The sequence below is a fragment of the Halorubrum zhoui genome, from assembly GCF_051194155.1.
Taxonomy (GTDB): domain Archaea; phylum Halobacteriota; class Halobacteria; order Halobacteriales; family Haloferacaceae; genus Halorubrum.
Map to the genome: position 1 here is coordinate 244,781 of NZ_JBLZNJ010000003.1, position 20,912 is coordinate 265,692.

The following is a 20,912-nucleotide window of genomic DNA, read 5'->3' on the forward strand; positions in this document are numbered from 1 at the left end:
GTGGGCGGTCGTCTCAGAACGGCGCGTCCGGTCCCTCCGCTGTCGCGTCCGGAGCGGGCGACTCGACGAGCTCGCGTCCCTGTCGTTCCCAGGCCTCGACGCCGCCGTCCAGGCTCTCGACGCGGGCGTCCGTCGTTCCCTGGTAGCTGGCGATGAGCTGGGCGGCCTGCCGACTCGAGATCCCGTGTGGGCACACGGTCACGATGCGATCGGCGCCGGTCAGCTCGTCGACCCGGGTTGTCAGCTGCGGGAACGGGATCGACTCGCTCTCGGGGAGGTGGCCGCGGTCGAACGCGCGCTCGCTACGGATGTCGACGATCCGGAGCTCGGCGTCGTCGGAGCCGGACTCGAGCAGCGTGGCCACCTCCGTCGGAGATATCTCGCCGTCCATCAGGGGAGGGGAGAGAGGCTCGCGGTGAGCACCGCGCGCTCGTCGGTCTCGTTGCGGGCGCCGTGAACCACGCCGCGGGCGTTGTACACGACGGCGGGCGCGGCGAGCCGTTCGGCGTCGCCGTCGCGGACGACCGTCGGTTCGCCTTCGAGCACGTGGAACACGTTCGTCGCGTCGGCGTGCTCGTGTGGGTCGACCGCCCCGCCCGGACCGAGGACGAAGGCCTTCACGAGGACGTCGTCGGAGACGACGACCTCTGCGGTGGCGACCGCACCACGTCCCGGGTCGCAGTCGTCGATGGCGTCTGCGTATCGGTCGAGCGTCATGTCGAGACGCTCGTGACGCGAGGTATAAAACGCGTCGGCCGAGGCCGACCGTCTCGACCGGGCCTCACGACGACATCGGGTCGACGTGGTCGGCGATCGCGTCGGCGACGCGGTGTGGATACTCGTGGACCACCCAGTGGGTCGCCTCGTCGATCGTGTGCAGACGGCCGTTCACACAGTGGTCGACGCTCTCACCGGCGAGTCGTTTTTCGAGGAACCGGTCGCGTGCGCCCCAGACCACGAGCGTCGGCACCTCGACGCGGGCGGTGGCTGGACGCGGGCGATCGCGAGCGATCGCTCGATACCAGTTCACCATGGCTTCGAACGCACCCGGCCGGTCCCACGCCCGGCGATACCGGCGAAGGTCGTCGTCGGTGAACGTCCCCGGCGCACTCGTCTCGCGGAGACTCCGCGCTGCGAGCCGCCAGTTATCGGCCCGGGCGACGGCCTCGGGAAGTCGCGGGAGTTGGAAGGCGAGGACGTACCAGCTCTTGAGCCGCTGGTCCCACGAGCCGCGGAGCGCGCGCTCGAAGACCGTCGGATGTGGGACGTTGACCGCGACGAACGCCGAGAGTCGGTTCGGGTGGTGGATCGCGAGCCACCACCCCACGGCCGCCCCCCAGTCGTGGCCGGCGACAGCGGCCGTCTCGCGGTCGTAGGCGTCGACTAGTCCGACCACGTCGCGGGCGAGTTCGTCGACGTGGTAGTCGGCGACGTCGGGCGGCTTCGCCGACAGGTTGTAGCCGCGCTGATCTGGCACGACGACGCGATACCCCGCGTTCGCGAGCGTCGCGATCGTCTCGTGCCAGCCGTACCAGAACTCCGGGAAGCCGTGGAGCAGCACCAGCAAGGGCCCGTCTACTGGACCCGCCTCGACGACGTGTAACCGGACGTCGTTCGTCTCGATCAGTCGCGACCGAGCCGGTATCGAGTCGGGGATCTCGTCGGCCGGGACGTCCGACTCCGAGGTGGGTGCGTGCGAGGCGTACATACTGACAATCGAACGGCCTGGTGGAGAAATACTTACCTTTCGTTGGCTACGGACCGCCGGGGTCGGACGGCGCGTCGGCTCGATCGGGGGTTCGATCCGCGAAACCGTCGACGGTCCCACAGGAACGCCACGGTCCCACGGCCCGAGAGGTAGTAAACGTCTTATACGTTGATTTCACACGGTATTCTGAGGAGTGTTATCACGTGAGTATCGCTGACACGTACGGCCGATACCGTCAAACTCTCGCCGGGGATCCGCTCGCCATCGGGGTCGCGCTGGTCGTCCTCTGGATGGTCCTCTCTCTCGTGAGCGGGCTACTGAGCGGGGGGGTCCAGGTGAGCAGCCTCGCGTCTCTCGTCTGGGACGGGCTGCTTCGAGGACTCATCATCGGGCTGGCGGGTATCGGACTGTCGATGACGTACAGTATTCTCAACTTCGCGAACTTCGCACACGGCGACTATCTCACGAGCGGCGCGTTCGCCGGGATGGCGACGAGCTACCTCGTCGCCGGGATCGGCGAGAACAGCATCGGACCGCTGTTGCTCGTCGGGGCCGGCGGGTCGGTGTTCGGCGGCGCACTCGGCATCGGCGTCACCACCGCCCCGCTCGCCGTGCTCTTGGGCGCAGTCGTCGCTGGAGGATTCGCGGTCCTGCTCGCGCTCGCGATCGACCGCGTCGCCTACCGACCGATCCGCGACGAGAGCGGCATCGCGCTGCTCATCACCAGCATCGGGGTCGCGTTCGCGCTCCGGTACCTGATCCAGTTCGTCTTCGGCGCCGGAGTGCGGGGGACGACCGCCGCGGGATCGGTTCCGCGGGTGAACGTCCCGATGCTCGACGGCACCGTGCGAATCACGGCCCACGACATCGCTCTCGTGGTCGTCGCCGTCGGGCTCATGCTCGGGGTCCACCTGTTGTTACAGCGGACCAAACTCGGCAAGGCGATGCGGGCGATGTCCGACAACGAAGACCTCGCACAGATCACCGGCATCCCGACCGAACAGGTCATCCGGACCACGTGGATCGTCGGGGGCGGACTGACCGGGGTCGCCGGGTACATGTTCGTCCTCTGGAAGGGAACGCTCGGGTTCAACGACGGCTGGTTGTTGTTGTTGCTCGTGTTCGCCGCGGTGATTCTCGGCGGTATCGGCTCCATCTACGGCGCGATCGGCGGCGGTATCATCATCGGCCTCACCGCCTCGGTCTCCGTGATCTGGATCCCATCCGAGTTCGGCCGAGCCGCGGCGTTCGTCGTCATGATCGTCATCTTGCTGTTCAAGCCTGAAGGAATCTTCAGCGGGAGGACGACAGCATGAGCGGTGCCGACACCGGCGGCTGGTTCGACGCGTTGTTCGACCGGGACCTGTCGCTCGTGCTCGTGGTGCTCGCCGTGATCTACGTCGCGTACGTGCTCGCGGGGGTGGCGTTCGGCTACGGACTCCGCGGCCAGTTGAACTCCATCGCGAACCTCACCTTCTACGTCGGCGTGTTCGGGATGCTCGCGCTGGCGCTGAACCTCCACTGGGGGTACACCGGCCTGTTCAACATCGGCATCGTCGGGTTCATGGGAATCGGCATCTACGTGACCGCACTCGTCTCGAAGCCGCCGGTCGCAGAGGGCGGTGCCGCACAGGTCGGTGGCTTCGGCCTCCCGCTCGGCGTCGGCATCCTCGCCGGCGTGCTCGTCGCGGGGCTGTTCGGGCTGCTCGTCGCGCTTCCCGCGCTGCGACTCCGCGCCGACTACCTCGCGATCGTCACGGTCGCGTTCTCCGAGATCATCCGGTTCACGATGATGTCGCGGACGTTCCAGTCGGTCGAGGTGCCGGCAGCACTCGGCCTGCGAGCCGACACGGTCGGGCTCGGCGGCGGCGGTGGCCTCATCTTGAACTACACCGACCCGCTCGAGGCGCTGCTTCGCACCGTCTTCTTGTGGGAGCCGTATCTCGCGGTCCTCGACGTCGTCCAGCAGACGCTCATCCCGAACAACCCGAAGCCGGTCGTCGACGGGCTCCTCTACGGCGTCATGCTGCTCGTCGGCGTGTTCGCGTTCTACGTGTTGCTCACGCGGCTCGGGCGCTCGCCGTTCGGACGGGTCCTGAAGGCCATCCGCGAGGACGAAGACGTCGCGAACGCGCTCGGGAAGGACACGGATCGGTTCAAGCTCACCGCGTTCGTGCTCGGAGCGGCGCTGATGGGATTCGGCGGGATCTTGTGGTACTCGAGCCGCGGGAGCATCACCCCGCCGTCGTTCCGGCCGAACATCACCTTCTTCATCTGGATCGCGCTCATCATCGGCGGCGCGGGCTCGAACACCGGCAGCTTCCTCGGAGGAGCGATCTTCGCCGGGCTGTTGTACGAGGGGCCGCGATACGTGAAGAACCTGGTCGAGGCCGCCTTCGAGCTCGGTGACGCGCCGCGGAACTTCGGGGAGGCGATGGCGGGGTTCGCGTCACTCGATCCGATGCCGTTCGTCCTCTACACGCTCGACAGCGTCAGTCAGCTCCGGCTCGTGATCATGGGCGCGGTGTTGGTGTGGCTCATGCACAACCGGCCGGAGGGGCTGCTCGGCCACCGCAAGGAGGTCGCGGCGAGCGTCGGCCTCGACCGACCGAGCAGGGACGGGACGACCGACGCGTCGGCCGCCACGGACGGGGGTGAGACGCGATGAGCGACACCGACGAGGAGGTGGTGTCGTCGACGGCTGCGGCCGATAGCGAGTCGGTGACGACAGACGCGGGCGACACCGGCGTCGTCACGGACGACGCGAGCGAAGTGGACACCACAGACGACGCGGGGGGTGCCGATAGCGTCGCGGGTGACGCAGTCGACGCTGTGGCCACCGACGTCGACGTCGACCGCGAGACGCCGCTCGAGGTCGAGGGGCTCCGCAAGACCTTCGGCGGCATCGTCGCGGTCGACGAGGTCAGCTTCGACGTCGAAGCCGGCACGCTGACCGGGCTCATCGGACCGAACGGGGCCGGCAAGTCGACGACGTTCAATCTCATCACCGGGATGCTCGAGCCCGACGCGGGGACGGTCAGATTCAACGGCGAGGACGTCACCGGCTTACAGCCGCACGAGATCGCGAACCGCGGGCTCGCGCGCACCTTCCAGATCGCGAGGGAGCTCGAGGAGATGACCGTCCTCGAGAATATGATGCTCGCGCCGAAGGGGCAGTCTGGTGAGGCGCTGTGGCGGTCGGTGTTGCCGATCACGCGCGAGGCGGTCGAGCGCGAGGAAGCCGCCCAGCTCGAGCGGGTGTGGGAGGTCCTCGACTTCTTCGAGATCGACCACTTAGCCGAGGAGTACGCCGGCAACCTCTCTGGCGGCCAGCGGAAGCTGCTCGAGATGGCGCGCGCGCTGTTGACCGACCCCGACATGCTGCTTCTCGACGAGCCGTTCGCGGGGGTGAACCCCTCACTCGAGAAGCGGCTCCTCGAACACATCCACGAGCTGCGCGAGGAGGGGTACACCTTCCTCATCGTCGAACACGACATGGACCTCATCATGAACAACTGCGAGCGCGTCATCGTGTTACACCAGGGGCGCGTGCTGAAAGACGGGACGCCGGCGACGATTCGAGAGAGCGAGGACGTCATCGAGGCCTACCTCGGGGGTGAGGTGTGAGCCTCCTCGCGGTCCGCGGACTCGACGCGGGGTACGGCGACCTCCAGATCCTCACCGACGTCGACCTCGACGTCGACGACGAGGAGTACGTTACGATCGTCGGGCCGAACGGGGCCGGTAAGTCCACCGTGATGAAGTCCGTCTTCGGACTGACCACGTACATGGGCGGGACGGTGCGCTTCGACGACGAGGACATAAGCGGTGCCAAGCCCGAGTCGATCATCCACAAGGGGCTCGGGTACGTCCCCCAAACCGAGAATGTCTTCGCCGAACTCGACGTCGAAGAGAACCTCGAGATGGGCGCGTACATCCTCGATTCGGTGCCGGAGGACGCGCTCCGAGCGGTGTACGACCGGTTCCCGATCCTCGAACAGCGGCGCGACCAGAAGGCGGGGACGATGAGTGGCGGCCAGCGACAGATGCTCGCGATGGGGCGTGCGCTGATGCTCGACCCAGACCTGTTGTTGCTCGACGAGCCGTCGGCCGGGCTCGCTCCGGACCTCGTCGACGAGATGTTCGACAAGATCGACGAGATCAACGAGAGTGGGACAGCGGTCCTCATGGTCGAGCAGAACGCCAAGGAGGCGCTCAGGCGCTGTGACCGGGGGTACGTGCTCGCGAACGGCCAGAACCGCTACGAAGACGACGGTGCCGCGCTGTTGAACGACGAAGAGGTCCGGCGGGAGTTCCTCGGCGGCTGATCAGTCGGACGGTTTTGATGGGTGCTCAACAGAGAATGCGAGTCGCGCGCCGAGGCGGCTCGGCGGTGCCCGGGCGCGCGTTCGGTCGCACTCTCTCGGGCCGATTCTATCCGATCAGGGTGGGGGCTGTGTGCACGACACGACTCCGCGACGCCCGGACACAACTTGTGCCACGCCCTCCCCAACCGATTCGCTCGCATACCTCGATGGAACGGCTGTGACGACCACGACGCTGTGACAGCCGGACACAACTTTCAGCCACACCCTCCCCAACCAATTCGCTCGCATACGTCGATGGAACGTCTGTGACGACCACGACGCTGTGACAGCCGGACACAACTTTCAGCCACACCCTCCCCAACCGATTCGCTCGTCGCCCACGGGCGACTCGCTCATCCCTCGCACGCGCTCGCGGGCACGCCTCCGGCGGCCCGCGAGGCGCGCGCCACCGCAGTGGATCGGATCGTGTCCACGTCAAGCAGGTGGAGGGTGCGGAGGAGCAACGGTCGGCTCGCGAGATGGGTCGAGAAGGCGTTCGTCGAAGAACGGCCGGGGGTGCCCGTGGCCGACGCCGGTCGTTGTCGACACTGGTCGTGGTCGGCACCGATCGTGGTCGGCACCGGTCGTGGTCACGCCGACGTCGGTGGGTCGGCGAGCCACGCCTCGATCGCGTCTGCCATCGCCCCACGACGGTGAAGCTCGCCGAGCTCGGGGTCGACGACCGTGCTTTCGGCCCCCCCGGTTCGCCCGCCGTCGATCACGACGGCCGACGCCGCACGCACCGAGTCGTCGAGCGCAGCGGCCGTCTGCACGCTCCCGGTCCCGGACACGTTCGCACTCGTCGCCGTCAATGGACCCGTCTCCTCGAGAACCGCGAGCGCTATCGGGTGGTCCGGCACCCGGATCCCGACGCGGTCGCGGCCTCCGGTCAGCGCGTCCGGGACGCTCGCCTCGCGCTCAACGACCACCGTCACGGGGCCGGGGAGGAACGCGCGCATGAACGCGGTCGCGAGCGACGTCGGTCGGGTGTGAGCCAGCGCGGCGTCGACGCTCGTCACCCCGAGCGAGAGCGGGTCGTCGCGGTCGCGGCCCTTCGTCTCGAACACGCGCTCGACCGCGCTCGTCGAGAGCGCGTCGGCTCCGAGCCCGTACACCGTCTCCGTCGGATAGACGACGAGCTCGCCGTCTGCGACCGCCGTGCCGGCCCGTCGGATCTGTGCGAGCGTCTCGTCGTCGACCGCCGCGGCGTCACCGTCCGCGTAGTCGTCTCCTGACCCGTCCATCACGGCCGTACCGTCGGGGTCGGGTGAAAAAAGCGTAGCGAGTCTCGGGGCGGCCGCCGCCGTCACTCGACGAGCGCGTCGATCGCGTCCTCGACCGCGTCGTACTCCGGAAACGCCGGGTGCTCGTCTGCGACCCACGCGTACTGAACGGTCCGCGCCGCGTCGAGGAGGAAAACGGCCGGTCGACACTCCGTCACACCGGCCATGCCGTCGATGTCGTGCGTGACGCCGTAGTCGGCAGCGACGGCCGCGCTCGGGTCACTGAACGCCCGCACGCCGTCCCCGCGGTCGGCTAACAGTCCCGCGTGCTCGTACGGCGAAGAGATCGAGACGCCGACGACGTCGACCGCGTCGACCCAGCCACGCTCGTCGAGCTCGTTGTACATATAGGTGGTCTGAAACGCGCCGTCCATCGGGTGAAACACGAGCAGCGTGGGGCCGTCGACGACCGACGCAAGCGAGCGGTCTTCCCAGAACTCCGGTCCGACGAGCGGCCGCGTGAAGTCGGGTGCCGTCTCTCCGACCGCGACGTGATCCGTCTCGGGGAGGGAGACGACGTCGAATCCGAGGTCCATCTCAGCTCCCCCCGTCGGCTGCGGTCGACCCGTACGTCTGCTCGAGGTACGCGACGATGTTCCCGCTCTCGGACATGGTGACGCCGGTCTCGCGGTCGACGATCGCCGGCACGCTCCGGGCACCGGAGACGCGTTTGACCACGTCGCGTGCCGAGTGCATCGGTTCGACGTACCGCGACCGGTACGAGAGGTCGTACGCGTCGAGCAGCCTGACGACGCGTTCGCAGAACGGACACGCCTGCAGACGGTACAGCGTGATCTGTGGCTCGCGCATGGATCCTGTCCGGAGCGCCAGTGGCCTAACCGTGTCGGCCGCGGCACGCTTCGGCGGTGTGGGTGCCGACGTCGCCGCCGTTCGGTGGCCGCGAAGGTAACGCTTTAACTGCATCCCGACAGAATGTGAGCGAGCATGGGCTTACCTCCGAGTACGCTTTTGACCCCCGCGCTTGCGGCTCCCGGGCAGACGACGGTCGCCCTCCTCGGCGTCGTGGCCATCCTGGTGTTGGTGGGGTTGTCGGCGTTCTTTTCCTCGTCTGAGATCGCGATGTTCTCGCTTCCACAACACCGTATCGAGAGCCTCGTCGAAGACGGCATTCCGGGCGCGGAGACGGTGCGTGCCCTCAAATCGGACCCGCACCGGCTGCTCATCACCATCCTCGTCGGGAACAACATCGTCAACATCGCGATGTCGTCGCTCTCGACGGGGCTGCTCGTCTACTTGGGGTTCGGCCAGGGACAGGCGGTCGCGGCCGCGACGTTCGGGATCACGGCGCTCGTGCTCCTGTTCGGCGAGAGCGCCCCGAAGTCGTACGCGGTCGAGAACACCGAGTCGTGGGCGCTGCGCATCGCGCGACCGCTGAAGCTCTCGGAGTACGTCCTCTTTCCGCTCGTCGTCCTCTTCGACCATCTCACCCGTCTCGTCAACCGGATCACCGGCGGGCGGTCGGCGATCGAATCGTCGTACGTCACCCGCGACGAGATCCAGAACATCATCGAGACGGGCGAGCGCGAGGGCGTCATCGAAGAAGAAGAACGGGAGATGCTCGACCGTATCTTCCGGTTCAACAACACCATCGCGAAGGAGGTAATGACGCCGCGGCTCGACGTCACCGCCGTCTCGAAGGGGTCGACCGTCGAAGAGGCGATCCAGCGCTGTGTCCACGCCGACCACGAGCGGATCCCCGTCTACGACGGGAACTTAGACAACATCGTGGGGATCATCTCCGTCCGTGACCTGGTGCGCGAGTTGAACTACTCGGAGGGCGAGCCCTCGCTCGCCCGCGTGGTCAAACCGACGCTTCACGTGCCGGAGTCGAAGAACGCCGACGAGCTGTTAGAGGAGATGCAGGACAACCGCCTCCAGATGGTGATCGTCATCGACGAGTTCGGCACGACCGAGGGGATCATCACCCTCGAGGACATGGTCGAAGAGATCGTCGGCGACATCCTCGAGGGCGACGAGCCGGAGCCGATCGAGTTCCTCGACGAGAACGTCGCGTACGTCCAAGGGGAGGTGAACATCGACGAGGTGAACGAGATGCTCGGCATCGACCTGCCGGAGGGCGAAGAGTTCGAAACGCTCGCCGGCTTCGTATTCAACCGCGCGGGCAGGCTCGTCGAAGAAGGAGAACAGATCGAGTTCGACGGCGTCAGAATCCGGATCGAACAGGTCGACAACACCCGGATCATGAAGGCGCGCGTGACGGTCCTCAGCGAGGCCGAACGACCCGCCGACGCGCCGGAAGCGACCACCGACGAGCTCGAGTAGCCGTCGAGGGTCGGCACGCGGCGTCGGCGTCGACCGTCCGTACTTCACACCGCGTACGCGCGAGCAGCGCCGACGAGGGCCTTTCGGTAGTCGCTCGCCGTCGGGTCGGGTCCGAGCGAGAGGAACCGCCGTTTGAACGCGTCGACATCGACACCGGCAGCGTCGCTCTCTGCGGCACGAGCCAGGTCGTAGAGCCGGTGACTCGGCGGGGCGAGGTCGTGGCGCTCGACGAGCGCCAGCGCGAACGCCGCGTTCACCGCGGTGATCTCGGGGTCTGCGCCGCCAGTCACCGGGAGCGAGCCGGTCGGGGCCGGGTCCGGTCGGTCGGCGATCGCGGCCGCCAGCGTTGACTCGAGAAACCCGAGGAGCTTGTCGGCGGGCGCGACGGAGAGCGTGATGTCGTCGGCGTAGATGTCTTTCATGTGGTTCGCGATCTGATAGCAGTGGGCCAGCTTGTGTCGCTCGACACGCTCACCGGCGAGTCCGAGGTACAGCGCCTCCTCGGTCGACTGCACGTGTGAGGGGTGTCCCTCCTCGTAGCGCGCCATGTGCGAGAGCTCGTGGATCGCGAGCTCGCGCGCCATCGCGCTCGTCGCCGCCCGCCGAGAGACGTTCAAGACGTGATAGTCGGCGTAGTGGCCGGCCCAGGTCCGCTCGTCGGGGTCCTCGCGGACCTTGACGTAGACGGGGTCCGCGAGCGAGCACTCGGTCTCGAACAGGTCTGCGGCGCCGAGAAACGGATCTGGGGGGACGTCGCCCTGTACGCGGAGATCCATGCGTACGTCTATCACGCGATGCGGTGGTAAGTCTCTTGCGTCGGTCCCGTGTTCCGGTCACGCTGGCGCACGCGAGCGCCGAAAGGACACCCTTTTCGCCGAGCCCCCGGTCGATTCGACAACGATGACACGGGAGACGTGGGCGACGCGGGCCGGATTCATCTTCGCGGCCGTCGGTAGCGCTGTCGGGCTGGGGAACGTGTGGCGGTTCCCATTCGTTACCGGCCAGGAGGGTGGGTCGGCGTTCTTGTTCGTCTATCTCGCGTTCGTCGTCGGCGTCGGGCTGCCGGCGATCCTCGTCGAGTTCGTCGTGGGACGGCGCACGGGACTGAACGCCGTCGGGGCCCTGCGAACGCTTGGTACGGGTCCGTGGCGGTACGTCGGCTACCTGTTCGTCGTCACCGGCTTTACGATCCTCTCGTACTACAGCGTCGTTGCCGGCTGGTTCCTCCGGTACACACTGATCGGGCTCACCGATGGCTTCGCGGTCGGTGGTCTCGAGGGAGCCAACACGCTGTTCGGCCAGGTCGCTACTGGACTCGACTCGCTCCTCTTTCACGCCGTCTTCATGCTGCTCGTGGTCGCCATCGTCGCAGCCGGCGTCCGTAGTGGCATCGAGACGGCGGTGACGCTCATGGTCCCTGCCATCCTCGTGTTGTTGGTCGGGCTCGCCGCCTACGGATTCACCCTGGACGCGGCCGCGGAGGCGTACGCCTACTACCTCTCCCCGGACGTTGGCGTCGTCCTCGAGGAGTGGCGGAGCATCCTGCCGGCCGCCGCCGGACAGGCGTTTTTCACGCTCTCGCTCGGCATGGGCGTGATGATAACCTACGCCTCGTACCTCGGTGAGCGTCGTAATCTCCTCGTCGACGCCGGCGTGATCGCTGCGCTCGACACGCTCGTCGCGGTGACCGTCGGCTTCGTCGTCTTCCCCTTCCTCTTTGCGGCCGGACTCGAACCGGGAGCGGGCGGCCCCGGTGCGATCTTCGTGAGTCTCACCAGCGCGTTCGTCACGCTTCCGGCCGGCCGCCTCATCGGCACCGTCTTCTTCGCGATGGTCGGCATCGCCGCGCTCTCGTCTGCGATCAGTATCTTGGAGGTGCTCGTCTCGTACGTCGTCGACGAGACGCGCGTCTCACGGCTGCCGGCGGCCGTCGCGATCGGCCTCGGGGTGTTCGTGCTCGGCGTGCCGGTCACGGTCGACCTGATCGTCTTGGACCTGCTCGACGGGCTCGCGAACGGGGTCCTACTCGTGCTCGGCTCGCTGTTGCTCGCCGGCTTCGTCGGCTGGGTGATCCCGACCGACGCGCTCGACGAGCTCACCGCCGGGACCGGCGGGCTCGGTCCGCTCGGCGACGCGTGGATCTGGGCCGTTCGCGTCCCCGTCGCCGTCGTGATCGTGGTCTCGCTCCTGCTCGGCGTCCTCGACTACGTCGGCTTCCTCACGAACGACTTCAGCGCGTGGATGGCGTCGCGCTGACGGCGCAGCCCGGGCGGCCGCGGTGTTCAGATAAGGATGAAGGATGAGGCGGTGCGATTTCTGAGTGCTCTATGCCCGAAATCACCCGCCTCATCGGTGGTATCGACTGCTTCGAGTTAGGATTTGTGGAGCGAGAGGCGACACCCGAGCCGGCGATGAAGCTCGGTATTCGACTCCACCTGGCTGGACTATCACTTTCGAATACCATCTCGATTCTTGATAGTTTGGGTGTCAGGCGCTGTCGGTCCACCGTTCACAACTGGGTGCAGAAGGCCGATCTACAGCCCGCAGATGGTGCCGACCCGGATCACGTTGCGGTCGACGAAACCGTGATCCAGCTCAATGACGAACGGTTCTGGCTGTACGCTGCAGTCGATCCCAAGACGAACCGCTTGCTACATGTGAAGCTCTCTCCGACGAGAAATCAAGCGATAACCGAGATGTTTCTTTCCGAACTCCGCGAAAAACATCTCGTCGATGACGCGCTCTTTCTCGTCGATTCTGCACCGTGGCTGCAAGCGGCACTCCACCGACACGGCCTCGATTACAGATACGAAAAACATGGTAATCGGAACAGCGTCGAACGTGTCTTTCGAGAAATCAAACGTCGAACTAACCAGTTCTCAAACTGTTTTAGCCACGCCGAAGCAGACACCGTCGAAATTTGGCTTCGAGCGTTCGCCTTCGCATGGAACCAGCTAATCTGAACACTACCCCGGGCGGCAACCCGACGGCTTAAGTCGTATCGGTCGCCAACTGCGTCGCAGTGAGCGACCCGATCCCGACCGGCTGTGACCCCGTAGACGACCTGCTCGGAGACGGCTTCGAACGCGGCGTCGTCACGCAGGTGTACGGCCCACCGGCGGCCGGCAAGACCAACCTCGCGCTCGCGGCCGCCGTCGAGGCTGCCGTAGCCGGCCAGCGGTCGTTGTTCGTCGACACCGAGGGGCTCTCGCTCGACCGGTTCGAACAGCTCGCGGCGGCCGCCGTCGAGCACACCGACGAGACCGTCGAACAGCTCGCGTCGCGGCTCGTGATCACGGAGGCGTACGACTTCGAGGACCAGCGGGAGGCCGTCCGCGACGCCGCGGAGCTCGCCGAGGAGGTGAGTCTGATCGTGCTCGACTCGGCCACGGGGTTCTACCGGTTGGAGCGCGCCGACGACACCGAGGGCGGACAGTCGCTCAGACGCGTCGCCAAACAAGTGACACACCTCCTCTCGCTGGCGCGCCGATACGACCTCGCGGTCGTGATAACGAACCAAGTGTTCACCGACCCGGATGCGGACCGCGATCGCGCGCTCGGCGGCAACACGCTCAATCACTGGACGGGAACCATCCTCCGCGTCGAGCGATTCAGACGGGGCAACCGTCGGGTGACGCTCGAGAAACACCGGTCGAAGCCCGCCGGAGAGACCGCGACGTTTCAGATCGTCGGCGACGGGCTCGCTGCGGGCCGGGCCGACGAGTAGCGCGGCGGGGTCCGTCGGTCGGTCGAGCCCACTAGAGTTCGCCGAGCTTCCGAAGCAGCTGGCCGCGGTACTCCTCGTCGGCCTCGATCCCCTTCATCTCTAAGACGTTTCGCTCAAGCTTGTCGAGTGCGACGTGGAAGGCGTGATCGGCGCCGTAGCCCTCGCCGGTGCCGGCGACCTGTCCCCGGTCCGTCCGGAGCCGGATCTGACACTGCAACAGTGGCGTCCCGCGGAGCTTTTCTTTGTGCTGGTGGAAGCGGACGTGAGCGTGGACGACCCGCATCTCGGCGTACTTGTCGGCGACGTTCTCGATGGAGTCGACGATGTGCTCACGCGAGATCTGATCGAGGAGGTCGACGTTCGTGATCTGAACGTCGAGTGACTCCTGTTCGGTGAACGTCAGCGCGCGGAGGACGTCGGTTTTGGTGATCATGCCGGCGACGCTGTCGACGTCGTCCGGCGTGACGACGAGTCCGGAGATGTCGTTGTCGAACATCCGAGAGACCGCAGCCGCGGCGGTCTCCTCGGCGCTCGCAGTGACGACCGGACTCGACATGATGTCGTAGACGGGAATGTCGAGCATGCGGTCGACGTCGCCGGCGCGGTCGCCGCTTCCCTGTCGGTCGTCGTCGCGGATCACGAACTCGACGATGTCGCTCGTGGTGACGACTCCGGCGAGCGTTCCGTCGTCGTCGAGAGCGGGGAGCCGCGAGATGCCGTTCTCGCGGAGGCGGTTGATCGCGCGCCCGACGCTGTCCTTCTCGTTGATGCCGATGACGTCCGTCGTGGCGATCTGGTCAACCGTGATCGCGTCGAGGCTGTCGAGCACCGCCTCAAGGATCTGATCGACCGTGACGACGCCGTACAGTGCGTCACCCTCGTAGACGGGCGCGATCTTGACGTCGCCTTCGACCAGGAGTCTGGCGGTCTCACGGACGTCCTCGGTGCGGGCCACCGACGGAGCGGGCGTGACGACCGCCGCGACCTTCGTGTCGTCTTCCATCCGCGACCGAAGGAGCTGTTTTTCGCCGACTACGCCGGCGTACTCGTCGTCTTCGGTGACGACGACGCCCTTCAGATTCTCTCGCTCGAAAAGCGACCGAACCGTCGCGAGCCGGTCGTCGACGTCGACCTCGACGTACTCCGACACGGCAATGTCAGCGATGTTCATGTGCAGACCGACGATTGCAGGTGCCGGGTATTGAATGTGTGTGAGTCGTCGCGCTCAACGAGACCGCATCACGTGGGTGTGGCTGTCTCTCGTGCCCGAGGCGCACCGAGCGGCGTCGTGCGGGTGCATCAAGCGGCGTCGTGCGGGTGCACCGAACGGCGTCGGGTGACGACGACGTGCGTCGACGCGGATCCGGCCGGTGGTGACCGGCCACACACCTTTTTATCACCGGTCCCCGACGACGAAGCGTGTACGACGCAGTCGTCTTCGACCACGACGGGGTCATCGTCGGTCGAACGCCGTTCGACACGCTTCGAGAGGCGGCCTGGAACGCCTTCGAGCGGCAGGGCGTCTCAGACCCGGACCTCGCACACGTCGACGACGTCGCCGTCGGCGTCGATCCGGCGACCCTGACCGACATCTGTGAGCGATACGACGTGGACCCGGCCGAGTTTTGGCGGGTCCGCGACCAGACCGCCGCGGAGGCACAGATCGCCGCCTCGCGCGCCGGCAAGAAGACCCCGTACGACGACGTCGACGTGCTCACGCACCTCGACGCCGCACTCGGTGTCGTCTCGTCGAACCAGCAGGCGACCGTCGACGACCTGCTCGGACACTTCGGGCTCGCGGAGCGCTTCGAGGTCGTCTACGGCCGCGAGCCGTCGATCGCCAGCCTCTCGCGCAAGAAGCCGTCGCCGTACTACCTCGAGCGAGCGCTCGCCGACCTCGACGCCTCGACGGCGCTGTTCGTCGGTGACAACGAGTCGGACGTCCGGGCGGCCGACAACGCCGGCATCGACTCGGCGTTCGTCCGCCGGCCACACCGACGGGAGACCGAGCTCTCGACACAGCCCACCTACGAGATCGCCGACCTCCACGACCTGGTTAGCCTCTGTGGGCGCACGCCAGTCGACTCTCGGTAGCCGAGTGCCGACGGGCCGCTCGACTCCTCACGTGATCCACGTCGGTGGATATCCGAGGGTAGTCTCAGCGCTTCCTTGCCACGATCCCGGACACCTTTTACCGAACCAGGCAGACCCATGTGTATGACCGAGGTTATCGACGGCGAGGCGGTCGCGGCCGATGTCCGGGCTGGTGTGGCCGACTGCGTCGACACGCTCGCCGACGCGGGCGTGACGCCCGGACTCGCCACCGTGTTGATGAGCGACGACCCGGCGAGTGAGACCTACGTCTCGATGAAACAACGCGACTGCGAGGAAGTCGGCATCGAGGGCATCCACGTGGACGTCGACGCCGACGCCTCCGCCGCGACGCTGTTCGAGACCATCGACGAGCTCAACGGCCGCGACGACGTCCACGGCGTTCTCGTCCAGCTCCCGGTGCCAGCACACGTCGACCGGCGCGAGGTGCTTCGTCGGATCGACCCAGAGAAGGATGTCGACGGGTTTCACCCCGAGAACGTCGGCCGGCTCGTCGCCGGCGACGCCCGGTACAAGCCCTGTACGCCCCATGGCGTGCAGAAACTACTCGCGGCGTACGACGTCGAGACAGACGGTGCCGACGCCGTGGTGATCGGCCGCTCCGACATCGTCGGGAAGCCGATGGCGAACCTCCTCGTACAGAAGGGGCCGGGCGGCAACGCGACCACGACGGTGTGTCACTCACACACCAGCGACCTCGAGTCAAAACTCGCCGACGCCGACATCGTGGTCGCCGCCGCGGGCATCCCCGAGTTCGTCGACGGCTCGATGATCACGTCCGGCGCGACCGTGATCGACGTGGGCATAAACCGCGTCGACGCCGACACCGATCGCGGCTACGAGCTCGTCGGCGACGTCGCGTACGACTCCGTAGCCGACGTGGCAGGTGCGATCACGCCCGTCCCCGGCGGCGTCGGGCCGATGACCCGCGCGATGTTGCTGTACAATACGGTGAAGGCGGCGGGCCGGCAACACGACGTCGACGTCGACCTCCCCTGAGTCGGCCCGTCACCGACCGCGTCGTTCGATCCGTCCCTCCACCTGCGGGTCGACCCCGTGCTCGCGCGCGAAGGCGGCGAGGACCTCGTACTGGATGTCACCCTCGCCGACCCGGTGGCGCGGTTCGAGCGTCGGAAACTCGTGGTCGGAGTGGAGCAGGTACTCAGAGGTAGCGACGGTGTACTCGGCGGTCGGGTCGATCGGTTCGCGGCCGACGCGCGCCGAGACCAGCGACTCGGTGGCGGCGTCCCACACCACCCGCGCGTTCGAGACGTGTCCGTGCCACCAGTCGTCTTCACCGAAGTCGACGTCCGGTGCGGCCATCTCACGGAGTACCTGTCGGAGTTCGCGGCCCGTAACTGCGGTCGCGACGACCGGTTCCTCGAACGGAATGAGACTGATGAGGTCCGCTTTCGTCACCGCGCCGGCCCACGGGTCTCCCTGTCTGAGGCCGCCCGCGTTCGAGAGCCCGACGTCGGCGTCGTGTGCCCACCGAAACGCGTCGGCGACGAAGTTGCCGACGCGGCACTCACCGCCGTGAACGGTGTCGCTGTCTCGCGGAATCGGCTCGGCGACTCGACCGACGACCTCACCGAGGTCTGCGGCCGCCATCCGTTCCGTGAGTGCGGCTTCGAGCGGGCCGTGTGGGTCGGCTCCGTCCGGCTCGTGGTGCGTCGCGGTCGCACACCCGTCGGAGCCATCGAGGTCGACCTCGACGACGGTCTCACCGTTCACGCCCGGGCGGACGAGACGCGTGTCGTCGACGCGGTCGTTCCGGCGACTGTGGACGTGTCCGCCGAGTATCGCGTCGACGTCGACGGCCTGCGCCAGCGCCTCGTCGCCACCCCCGAGGTGTGAGAGGACCACGCGGTACGCCGGTGGTGACGTCGTCCGGTCCATCGCCGCGAGCGCCTCCTGCACCGCGGCGGTCGGATCCTCGAACGAGAGCGGGGCGGCCATCGGGTTGAGCGAGTCGGTCGCGGGGTCGGTGACCCCGACGAATCCAACCGTCGAACCGTCGACCTGGTGGATCGCCCACGGTGCGACGTCTTCCGCCTCGCCGAAGGGCCGACCGTCTTCGTCGCGGACGTTCGCAGAGAGGAACTGGACCGGTGCGTCGGCGACGAGCTCGCGGAGCGCGTCGGGGCCGTAGTCGAACTCATGGTTGCCGAACGTGTCGAAGACCGTGTCGGTGGCCGCATAGAAGTCGATCGTCTGCCGGCCGGTCGCGACCAGCGACAGCACGCCCGGCGCGGTCGTGTCGCCGGCGGCGACGACTGCCGCGTCGGGGCCGTCGAGCGCCCGAATTCGGGCGGCGAGGCGGGCCGCCCGCGCGGGCACGTCGAAGACGTTCTCGATGTCGGCGTAGTGGAGTAGCCGGGGCATACGTCGATCGAATCCGCGACGAGTAAAAGACGCCGCGATCGGTGGGGCGAGACGTCTCGGCGGCTGGCGTCGGTCTACGTGCCGTTGGGTCAGTCTCGTATCGATGCTCCGTGGAGACGGTCGGCAACCGCGAGGCCGGTGATGTCTTTGAACCAGGGTGAGACGACCTGTGCGCTGACCGGCAACCCGTCCACCTCGGCAACGGGAACGGTCGCCGCAGGAGTTCCCGCAGCGTTGAACGGGGCAGTGTTCCCTAGCAGCGTCAGCATGTCTTCGGTGGTATTCATCGCACCCCGTTTCGGAGGAAGCGTTCGAATCGTGGGCATCACGAGCGCGGAGACGTCTTCAAGCGCGACCTCCGTTCGTTCGGTGAATGCCGTCGCCTCCTGTCGGGCCGCACGGTACGCTTCTCCATCGGTCTCGGCGTCGAGGGCTCCGGAACCAAGGAGCCGACCAGCGACGTGTCCGCCGAGGTCAGCAGACCTGGCACCGTCGATAAACGAGTGAACGGTGGCCGTGTACTCTGGGCCCTGCCCACGAACGATACCCGTCTGGTCGAAGAACCAGACGAACTCCGTGGCACCGATGAGGAAGTACGCGCGCTCGATGTGTCCAAGTGGCAGCTCAACCGGTACGGTTTGGAGGCCAGCAGCCTCGACAGCCGAGCGGACGGCCGTGGCGACGGCGTCGCTGCTCCGGTCGAAAAACTGCTGCGGGAGCCCGACCGTCGCGTCGTCTGCGAGAGAACGCCACTCGCCAGGCACGTCGAGAGATCGCGTCCGCGTACTCGGGTCGCGTGCGTCAGCACCTGCGATCGCTTCGAGTCCGGCGACTGCCGTCTCGACGTCTCGAGCCAGTGGACCGATGGTGTCGAGCGACGGCGCAAACGAGACGAATCCGTGTCTGGGCACCAACCCATGCGTCGGCTTCGCTCCGACGATGCCACAACACGCCGCGGGAATTCGGACCGACCCTCCAGTGTCGGTCCCAAGCGCGACGTCGACCGCCTCTGCGGCGACGGCCGCGCCGCTCCCCGAGGAGGAGCCGCCGGGAACGCGGTCGGGCGCTATCGGGTTCTGCACCGTTCCGTAGTCGCTAAATTCACCGCTCGGACCCAGCGCAAACGCGTCCATATTGGCTTTGCCGACGAGCTGTGCGCCTGCCTCGAGTAGTCTGGTCGTGACGACCGCGTCCGTCTCCGAGACGGCTGCCACACACTTCGATCCACACGTCGTCGGCAGCCCGCTCGCAGCGATGTTGTCTTTAATTGCGACACGAGTCTCTGCGAGGGGCCCCACTTGAGACGCCTGGCGTGGGGTCTCGTACGTCGCGAGAAGCTCGTCGTGATCGCCGCTGGGCGTCACGTTTGCCGGCGTGTTCACCGTGACGCCAGCGTCGTCGTCTACGTCGGCTGCGATCTCACCGAGGGAGGCGGCGTCGTCTACCCCCTGTCTTAACCGGTCGTCGTCAACATCGAAGCCAAGGCGGTCGGCCGTCTCACGCACCCCGTCGATATCAGGGCCGGTCATACGTCGACTCCGTCGGGGTTGGCGACGCCGGCCAAATCGAGCGCCGCGTTTGCGAGGGTATTCGCGGCGGCTAGACAGTCCGGCCAGCTGGTGTGTTCTCGCGGGGTGTGGCTCTTCCCGTCGTTGCTCACCGCGAACACCATGGCCGTATCACAGACACTCGCCATGTACGTCGCGTCGTGACCCGCGCCGCTGACGAGTTCTCGGCCATCGTAGCCGAGGTCGTCGACGGCGCTTCGAACGGCGTCGACACAGCGGTCGGGGAAGGTGACGCTCGCGGCGTCCATCCGCTCGTCGTACTCGTAGCCGACCCCCTCCCGCTCAGCCGCGGCCGCAACCTCTTGTAGCACGCGCTCGACACCTTCGTCGGCAACCGCGTCGGATGGATCGCGGATATCGAAGGTAAATCGGGCGGTCTCGGGGACGATGTTTATCGAGTCTGGCTCGACCGAGATCGACCCGGTGGTGCCGACGGTCCGTTCGCCGAGCGTGGACGGAATTCGTCGTATTTGAGTGACGACGTCCGTCGCCGCGACGAGCGCATCACTCCGATAGTGCATCGGCGTCGTGCCCGTGTGGTTCGCCTCGCCGTGGAACGTCACCTCCCCCCAGCGGAGCCCAACGATACCGGTCACGATCCCGACGTCTCGGTCCTCGTTATCGAGGAACGGTCCCTGCTCGATGTGCAGTTCGAGGGCAGCATCGTACTCGTGTTGTGGCTCGGCCGGAACGTCGCCACGGTAGCCGATTCGGTCGAGTTCGTCACGGAACCGATCGCCGTTATGATCGCGGGTCTCGTACGCCTCTTCGAGTGGAATTTTTCCCGCCCAGACGCCGCTCGACATCATCGCCGGCTGGAACCGGGAGCCTTCTTCGTTTGTCCAGTTGACGATCTCGACCGGGTGTATGGTTTCGATACTGTGGTCGTCGAGCAATCGGACGAACTCGAGTGCGCTGACGACACCCAGTGGTCCATCGTAGATCCCCCCATCAGGCTGTGAGTCGAGGTGTGACCCGAGCAGTATCGTGCCCGCGTGTGGGTCCGTCCCAGGACGACGACCGAACATGTTTCCCATCTCGTCGACGCGGACGTCGAGTCCTGCGTCGAGCATCGCGTCCTCGAACCAGTCGCGAACGTCTCTGTCGGCGTCGGTCAGCGTTAGTCGGTCGAGCCCACCCTCCGCGGTCATGCCGATAGCAGCCTGTTCGCGCATGGCTTCCTGCAACCGTTCGGCGTTAACTTCGAGTGTCACATACGTGCATCAGATTGCGAGAATAAAAGTCTTCACCGGCAGTAATGCTTGAAATAAATGAGCAAAAACAACTCTAACGTCCGAAAAAAGAACGAAAAAGACAAAAAAGAGCAGACAGCGTTAGAGATACACACGGTAACTCCACGAGAGAGATCAAACCATAATTTCTATTCGAAGTTCGTTCACCGCCATATTTTAGAATTCAATTTAAAAATAAATTACTTATGTAGAAATATATCCAATT

At 66.3% G+C, this 20,912-nt stretch carries 21 protein-coding genes; 10 read left to right on the plus strand and 11 right to left on the minus strand.

Going from position 1 to position 20,912, the window contains the following annotated elements; genetic code table 11:
* Window positions 1-13: 13 nt before the first annotated feature.
* The 3 genes from ACNTAO_RS05425 to ACNTAO_RS05435 form a co-directional block, all read right to left on the minus strand.
* On the minus strand, window positions 14-391 hold the full coding sequence (locus ACNTAO_RS05425; protein WP_435160955.1) for a rhodanese-like domain-containing protein: 378 nt from the start codon (window positions 389-391) through the stop codon (window positions 14-16).
* A complete protein-coding gene (locus tag ACNTAO_RS05430; protein ID WP_435160956.1) occupies window positions 391-717 on the minus strand; it encodes a cupin domain-containing protein in 327 nt (108 codons plus the stop codon). The genes ACNTAO_RS05425 and ACNTAO_RS05430 overlap by 1 nt, the downstream gene beginning before the upstream one ends.
* A gap of 64 nt (window positions 718-781) precedes the next feature.
* Complete coding sequence (locus tag ACNTAO_RS05435) at window positions 782-1,708, minus strand: alpha/beta fold hydrolase (protein ID WP_435160957.1); 927 nt, start codon at window positions 1,706-1,708, stop codon at window positions 782-784.
* A 203-nt stretch (window positions 1,709-1,911) separates the two neighbouring features.
* Here ACNTAO_RS05435 and ACNTAO_RS05440 point away from each other — a divergent pair, with 203 nt between their 5' ends.
* The 4 genes from ACNTAO_RS05440 to ACNTAO_RS05455 are packed head-to-tail and all read left to right on the plus strand — an operon-like array spanning window position 1,912 to window position 6,036.
* Window positions 1,912-3,024 (plus strand): branched-chain amino acid ABC transporter permease, encoded by a 1,113-nt coding sequence (locus ACNTAO_RS05440; protein WP_435160958.1) that lies wholly within the window; start codon window positions 1,912-1,914, stop codon window positions 3,022-3,024.
* Entirely contained in the window at window positions 3,021-4,376 is a 1,356-nt protein-coding gene (locus ACNTAO_RS05445; RefSeq protein ID WP_435160959.1) for a branched-chain amino acid ABC transporter permease, read from the plus strand. Before ACNTAO_RS05440 ends, ACNTAO_RS05445 begins: the two co-directional genes overlap by 4 nt.
* Window positions 4,373-5,335 (plus strand): ABC transporter ATP-binding protein, encoded by a 963-nt coding sequence (locus ACNTAO_RS05450; protein WP_435160960.1) that lies wholly within the window; start codon window positions 4,373-4,375, stop codon window positions 5,333-5,335. The genes ACNTAO_RS05445 and ACNTAO_RS05450 overlap by 4 nt, the downstream gene beginning before the upstream one ends.
* Window positions 5,332-6,036 carry an ABC transporter ATP-binding protein gene (locus tag ACNTAO_RS05455; protein ID WP_435160961.1) on the plus strand — a complete coding sequence of 235 codons (705 nt, stop codon included), beginning with the start codon at window positions 5,332-5,334 and terminating at the stop codon, window positions 6,034-6,036. Before ACNTAO_RS05450 ends, ACNTAO_RS05455 begins: the two co-directional genes overlap by 4 nt.
* A gap of 629 nt (window positions 6,037-6,665) precedes the next feature.
* Here the strand turns inward: ACNTAO_RS05455 and ACNTAO_RS05460 are convergent.
* From ACNTAO_RS05460 to ACNTAO_RS05470, 3 genes are all read right to left on the minus strand, one after another.
* Complete coding sequence (locus ACNTAO_RS05460; protein ID WP_435160962.1) at window positions 6,666-7,319, minus strand: L-threonylcarbamoyladenylate synthase; 654 nt, start codon at window positions 7,317-7,319, stop codon at window positions 6,666-6,668.
* 62 nt (window positions 7,320-7,381) lie between these two features.
* On the minus strand, window positions 7,382-7,894 hold the full coding sequence (locus ACNTAO_RS05465) for a redoxin domain-containing protein (protein ID WP_435160963.1): 513 nt from the start codon (window positions 7,892-7,894) through the stop codon (window positions 7,382-7,384).
* Window position 7,895: 1 nt separating this feature from the next.
* Window positions 7,896-8,168 (minus strand): glutaredoxin family protein, encoded by a 273-nt coding sequence (locus ACNTAO_RS05470; protein ID WP_435160964.1) that lies wholly within the window; start codon window positions 8,166-8,168, stop codon window positions 7,896-7,898.
* Between the two features lie 135 nt (window positions 8,169-8,303).
* On the opposite strand from ACNTAO_RS05470, the gene ACNTAO_RS05475 reads away from it, so the two are divergent.
* A complete protein-coding gene (locus ACNTAO_RS05475; RefSeq protein ID WP_435160965.1) occupies window positions 8,304-9,662 on the plus strand; it encodes a hemolysin family protein in 1,359 nt (452 codons plus the stop codon).
* Window positions 9,663-9,706: 44 nt separating this feature from the next.
* Here ACNTAO_RS05475 and ACNTAO_RS05480 read toward each other — a convergent pair whose 3' ends face one another.
* Window positions 9,707-10,438: a DUF5781 family protein gene (locus ACNTAO_RS05480; RefSeq protein ID WP_435160966.1), complete on the minus strand. Its 732-nt coding sequence runs from the start codon at window positions 10,436-10,438 to the stop codon at window positions 9,707-9,709.
* A gap of 124 nt (window positions 10,439-10,562) precedes the next feature.
* On the opposite strand from ACNTAO_RS05480, the gene ACNTAO_RS05485 reads away from it, so the two are divergent.
* The 3 genes from ACNTAO_RS05485 (at window position 10,563) to radB (ending at window position 13,389) form a co-directional block, all read left to right on the plus strand.
* Window positions 10,563-11,918, plus strand: a complete 1,356-nt coding sequence (locus ACNTAO_RS05485) for a sodium-dependent transporter (RefSeq protein ID WP_435160967.1) — start codon at window positions 10,563-10,565, stop codon at window positions 11,916-11,918.
* Between the two features lie 71 nt (window positions 11,919-11,989).
* Window positions 11,990-12,625 carry an IS6 family transposase gene (locus ACNTAO_RS05490; RefSeq protein WP_435160968.1) on the plus strand — a complete coding sequence of 212 codons (636 nt, stop codon included), beginning with the start codon at window positions 11,990-11,992 and terminating at the stop codon, window positions 12,623-12,625.
* 59 nt (window positions 12,626-12,684) lie between these two features.
* Window positions 12,685-13,389 (plus strand): DNA repair and recombination protein RadB, encoded by a 705-nt coding sequence (gene radB, locus ACNTAO_RS05495; RefSeq protein WP_435160969.1) that lies wholly within the window; start codon window positions 12,685-12,687, stop codon window positions 13,387-13,389.
* Between the two features lie 31 nt (window positions 13,390-13,420).
* On the opposite strand, the gene ACNTAO_RS05500 is transcribed toward radB, so the two are convergent.
* Complete coding sequence (locus ACNTAO_RS05500) at window positions 13,421-14,560, minus strand: CBS domain-containing protein (RefSeq protein ID WP_435160970.1); 1,140 nt, start codon at window positions 14,558-14,560, stop codon at window positions 13,421-13,423.
* 248 nt (window positions 14,561-14,808) lie between these two features.
* On the opposite strand from ACNTAO_RS05500, the gene ACNTAO_RS05505 reads away from it, so the two are divergent.
* On the plus strand, window positions 14,809-15,483 hold the full coding sequence (locus ACNTAO_RS05505; RefSeq protein WP_435160971.1) for an HAD family hydrolase: 675 nt from the start codon (window positions 14,809-14,811) through the stop codon (window positions 15,481-15,483).
* 123 nt (window positions 15,484-15,606) lie between these two features.
* On the plus strand, window positions 15,607-16,500 hold the full coding sequence (locus ACNTAO_RS05510; protein WP_435160972.1) for a tetrahydrofolate dehydrogenase/cyclohydrolase catalytic domain-containing protein: 894 nt from the start codon (window positions 15,607-15,609) through the stop codon (window positions 16,498-16,500).
* A 9-nt stretch (window positions 16,501-16,509) separates the two neighbouring features.
* Here ACNTAO_RS05510 and ACNTAO_RS05515 read toward each other — a convergent pair whose 3' ends face one another.
* The 3 genes from ACNTAO_RS05515 to ACNTAO_RS05525 all read right to left on the minus strand — a co-directional run bounded on the left by ACNTAO_RS05515 (window position 16,510) and on the right by ACNTAO_RS05525 (window position 20,668).
* Window positions 16,510-17,886 carry a bifunctional metallophosphatase/5'-nucleotidase gene (locus tag ACNTAO_RS05515; RefSeq protein ID WP_435160973.1) on the minus strand — a complete coding sequence of 459 codons (1,377 nt, stop codon included), beginning with the start codon at window positions 17,884-17,886 and terminating at the stop codon, window positions 16,510-16,512.
* Between the two features lie 89 nt (window positions 17,887-17,975).
* Window positions 17,976-19,415, minus strand: coding sequence for an amidase (locus ACNTAO_RS05520; protein WP_435160974.1), 1,440 nt, complete (start codon window positions 19,413-19,415; stop codon window positions 17,976-17,978).
* Window positions 19,412-20,668 carry a Zn-dependent hydrolase gene (locus ACNTAO_RS05525; protein WP_435160975.1) on the minus strand — a complete coding sequence of 419 codons (1,257 nt, stop codon included), beginning with the start codon at window positions 20,666-20,668 and terminating at the stop codon, window positions 19,412-19,414. Before ACNTAO_RS05525 ends, ACNTAO_RS05520 begins: the two co-directional genes overlap by 4 nt.
* Between the last annotated feature and the right edge of the window lie 244 nt (window positions 20,669-20,912).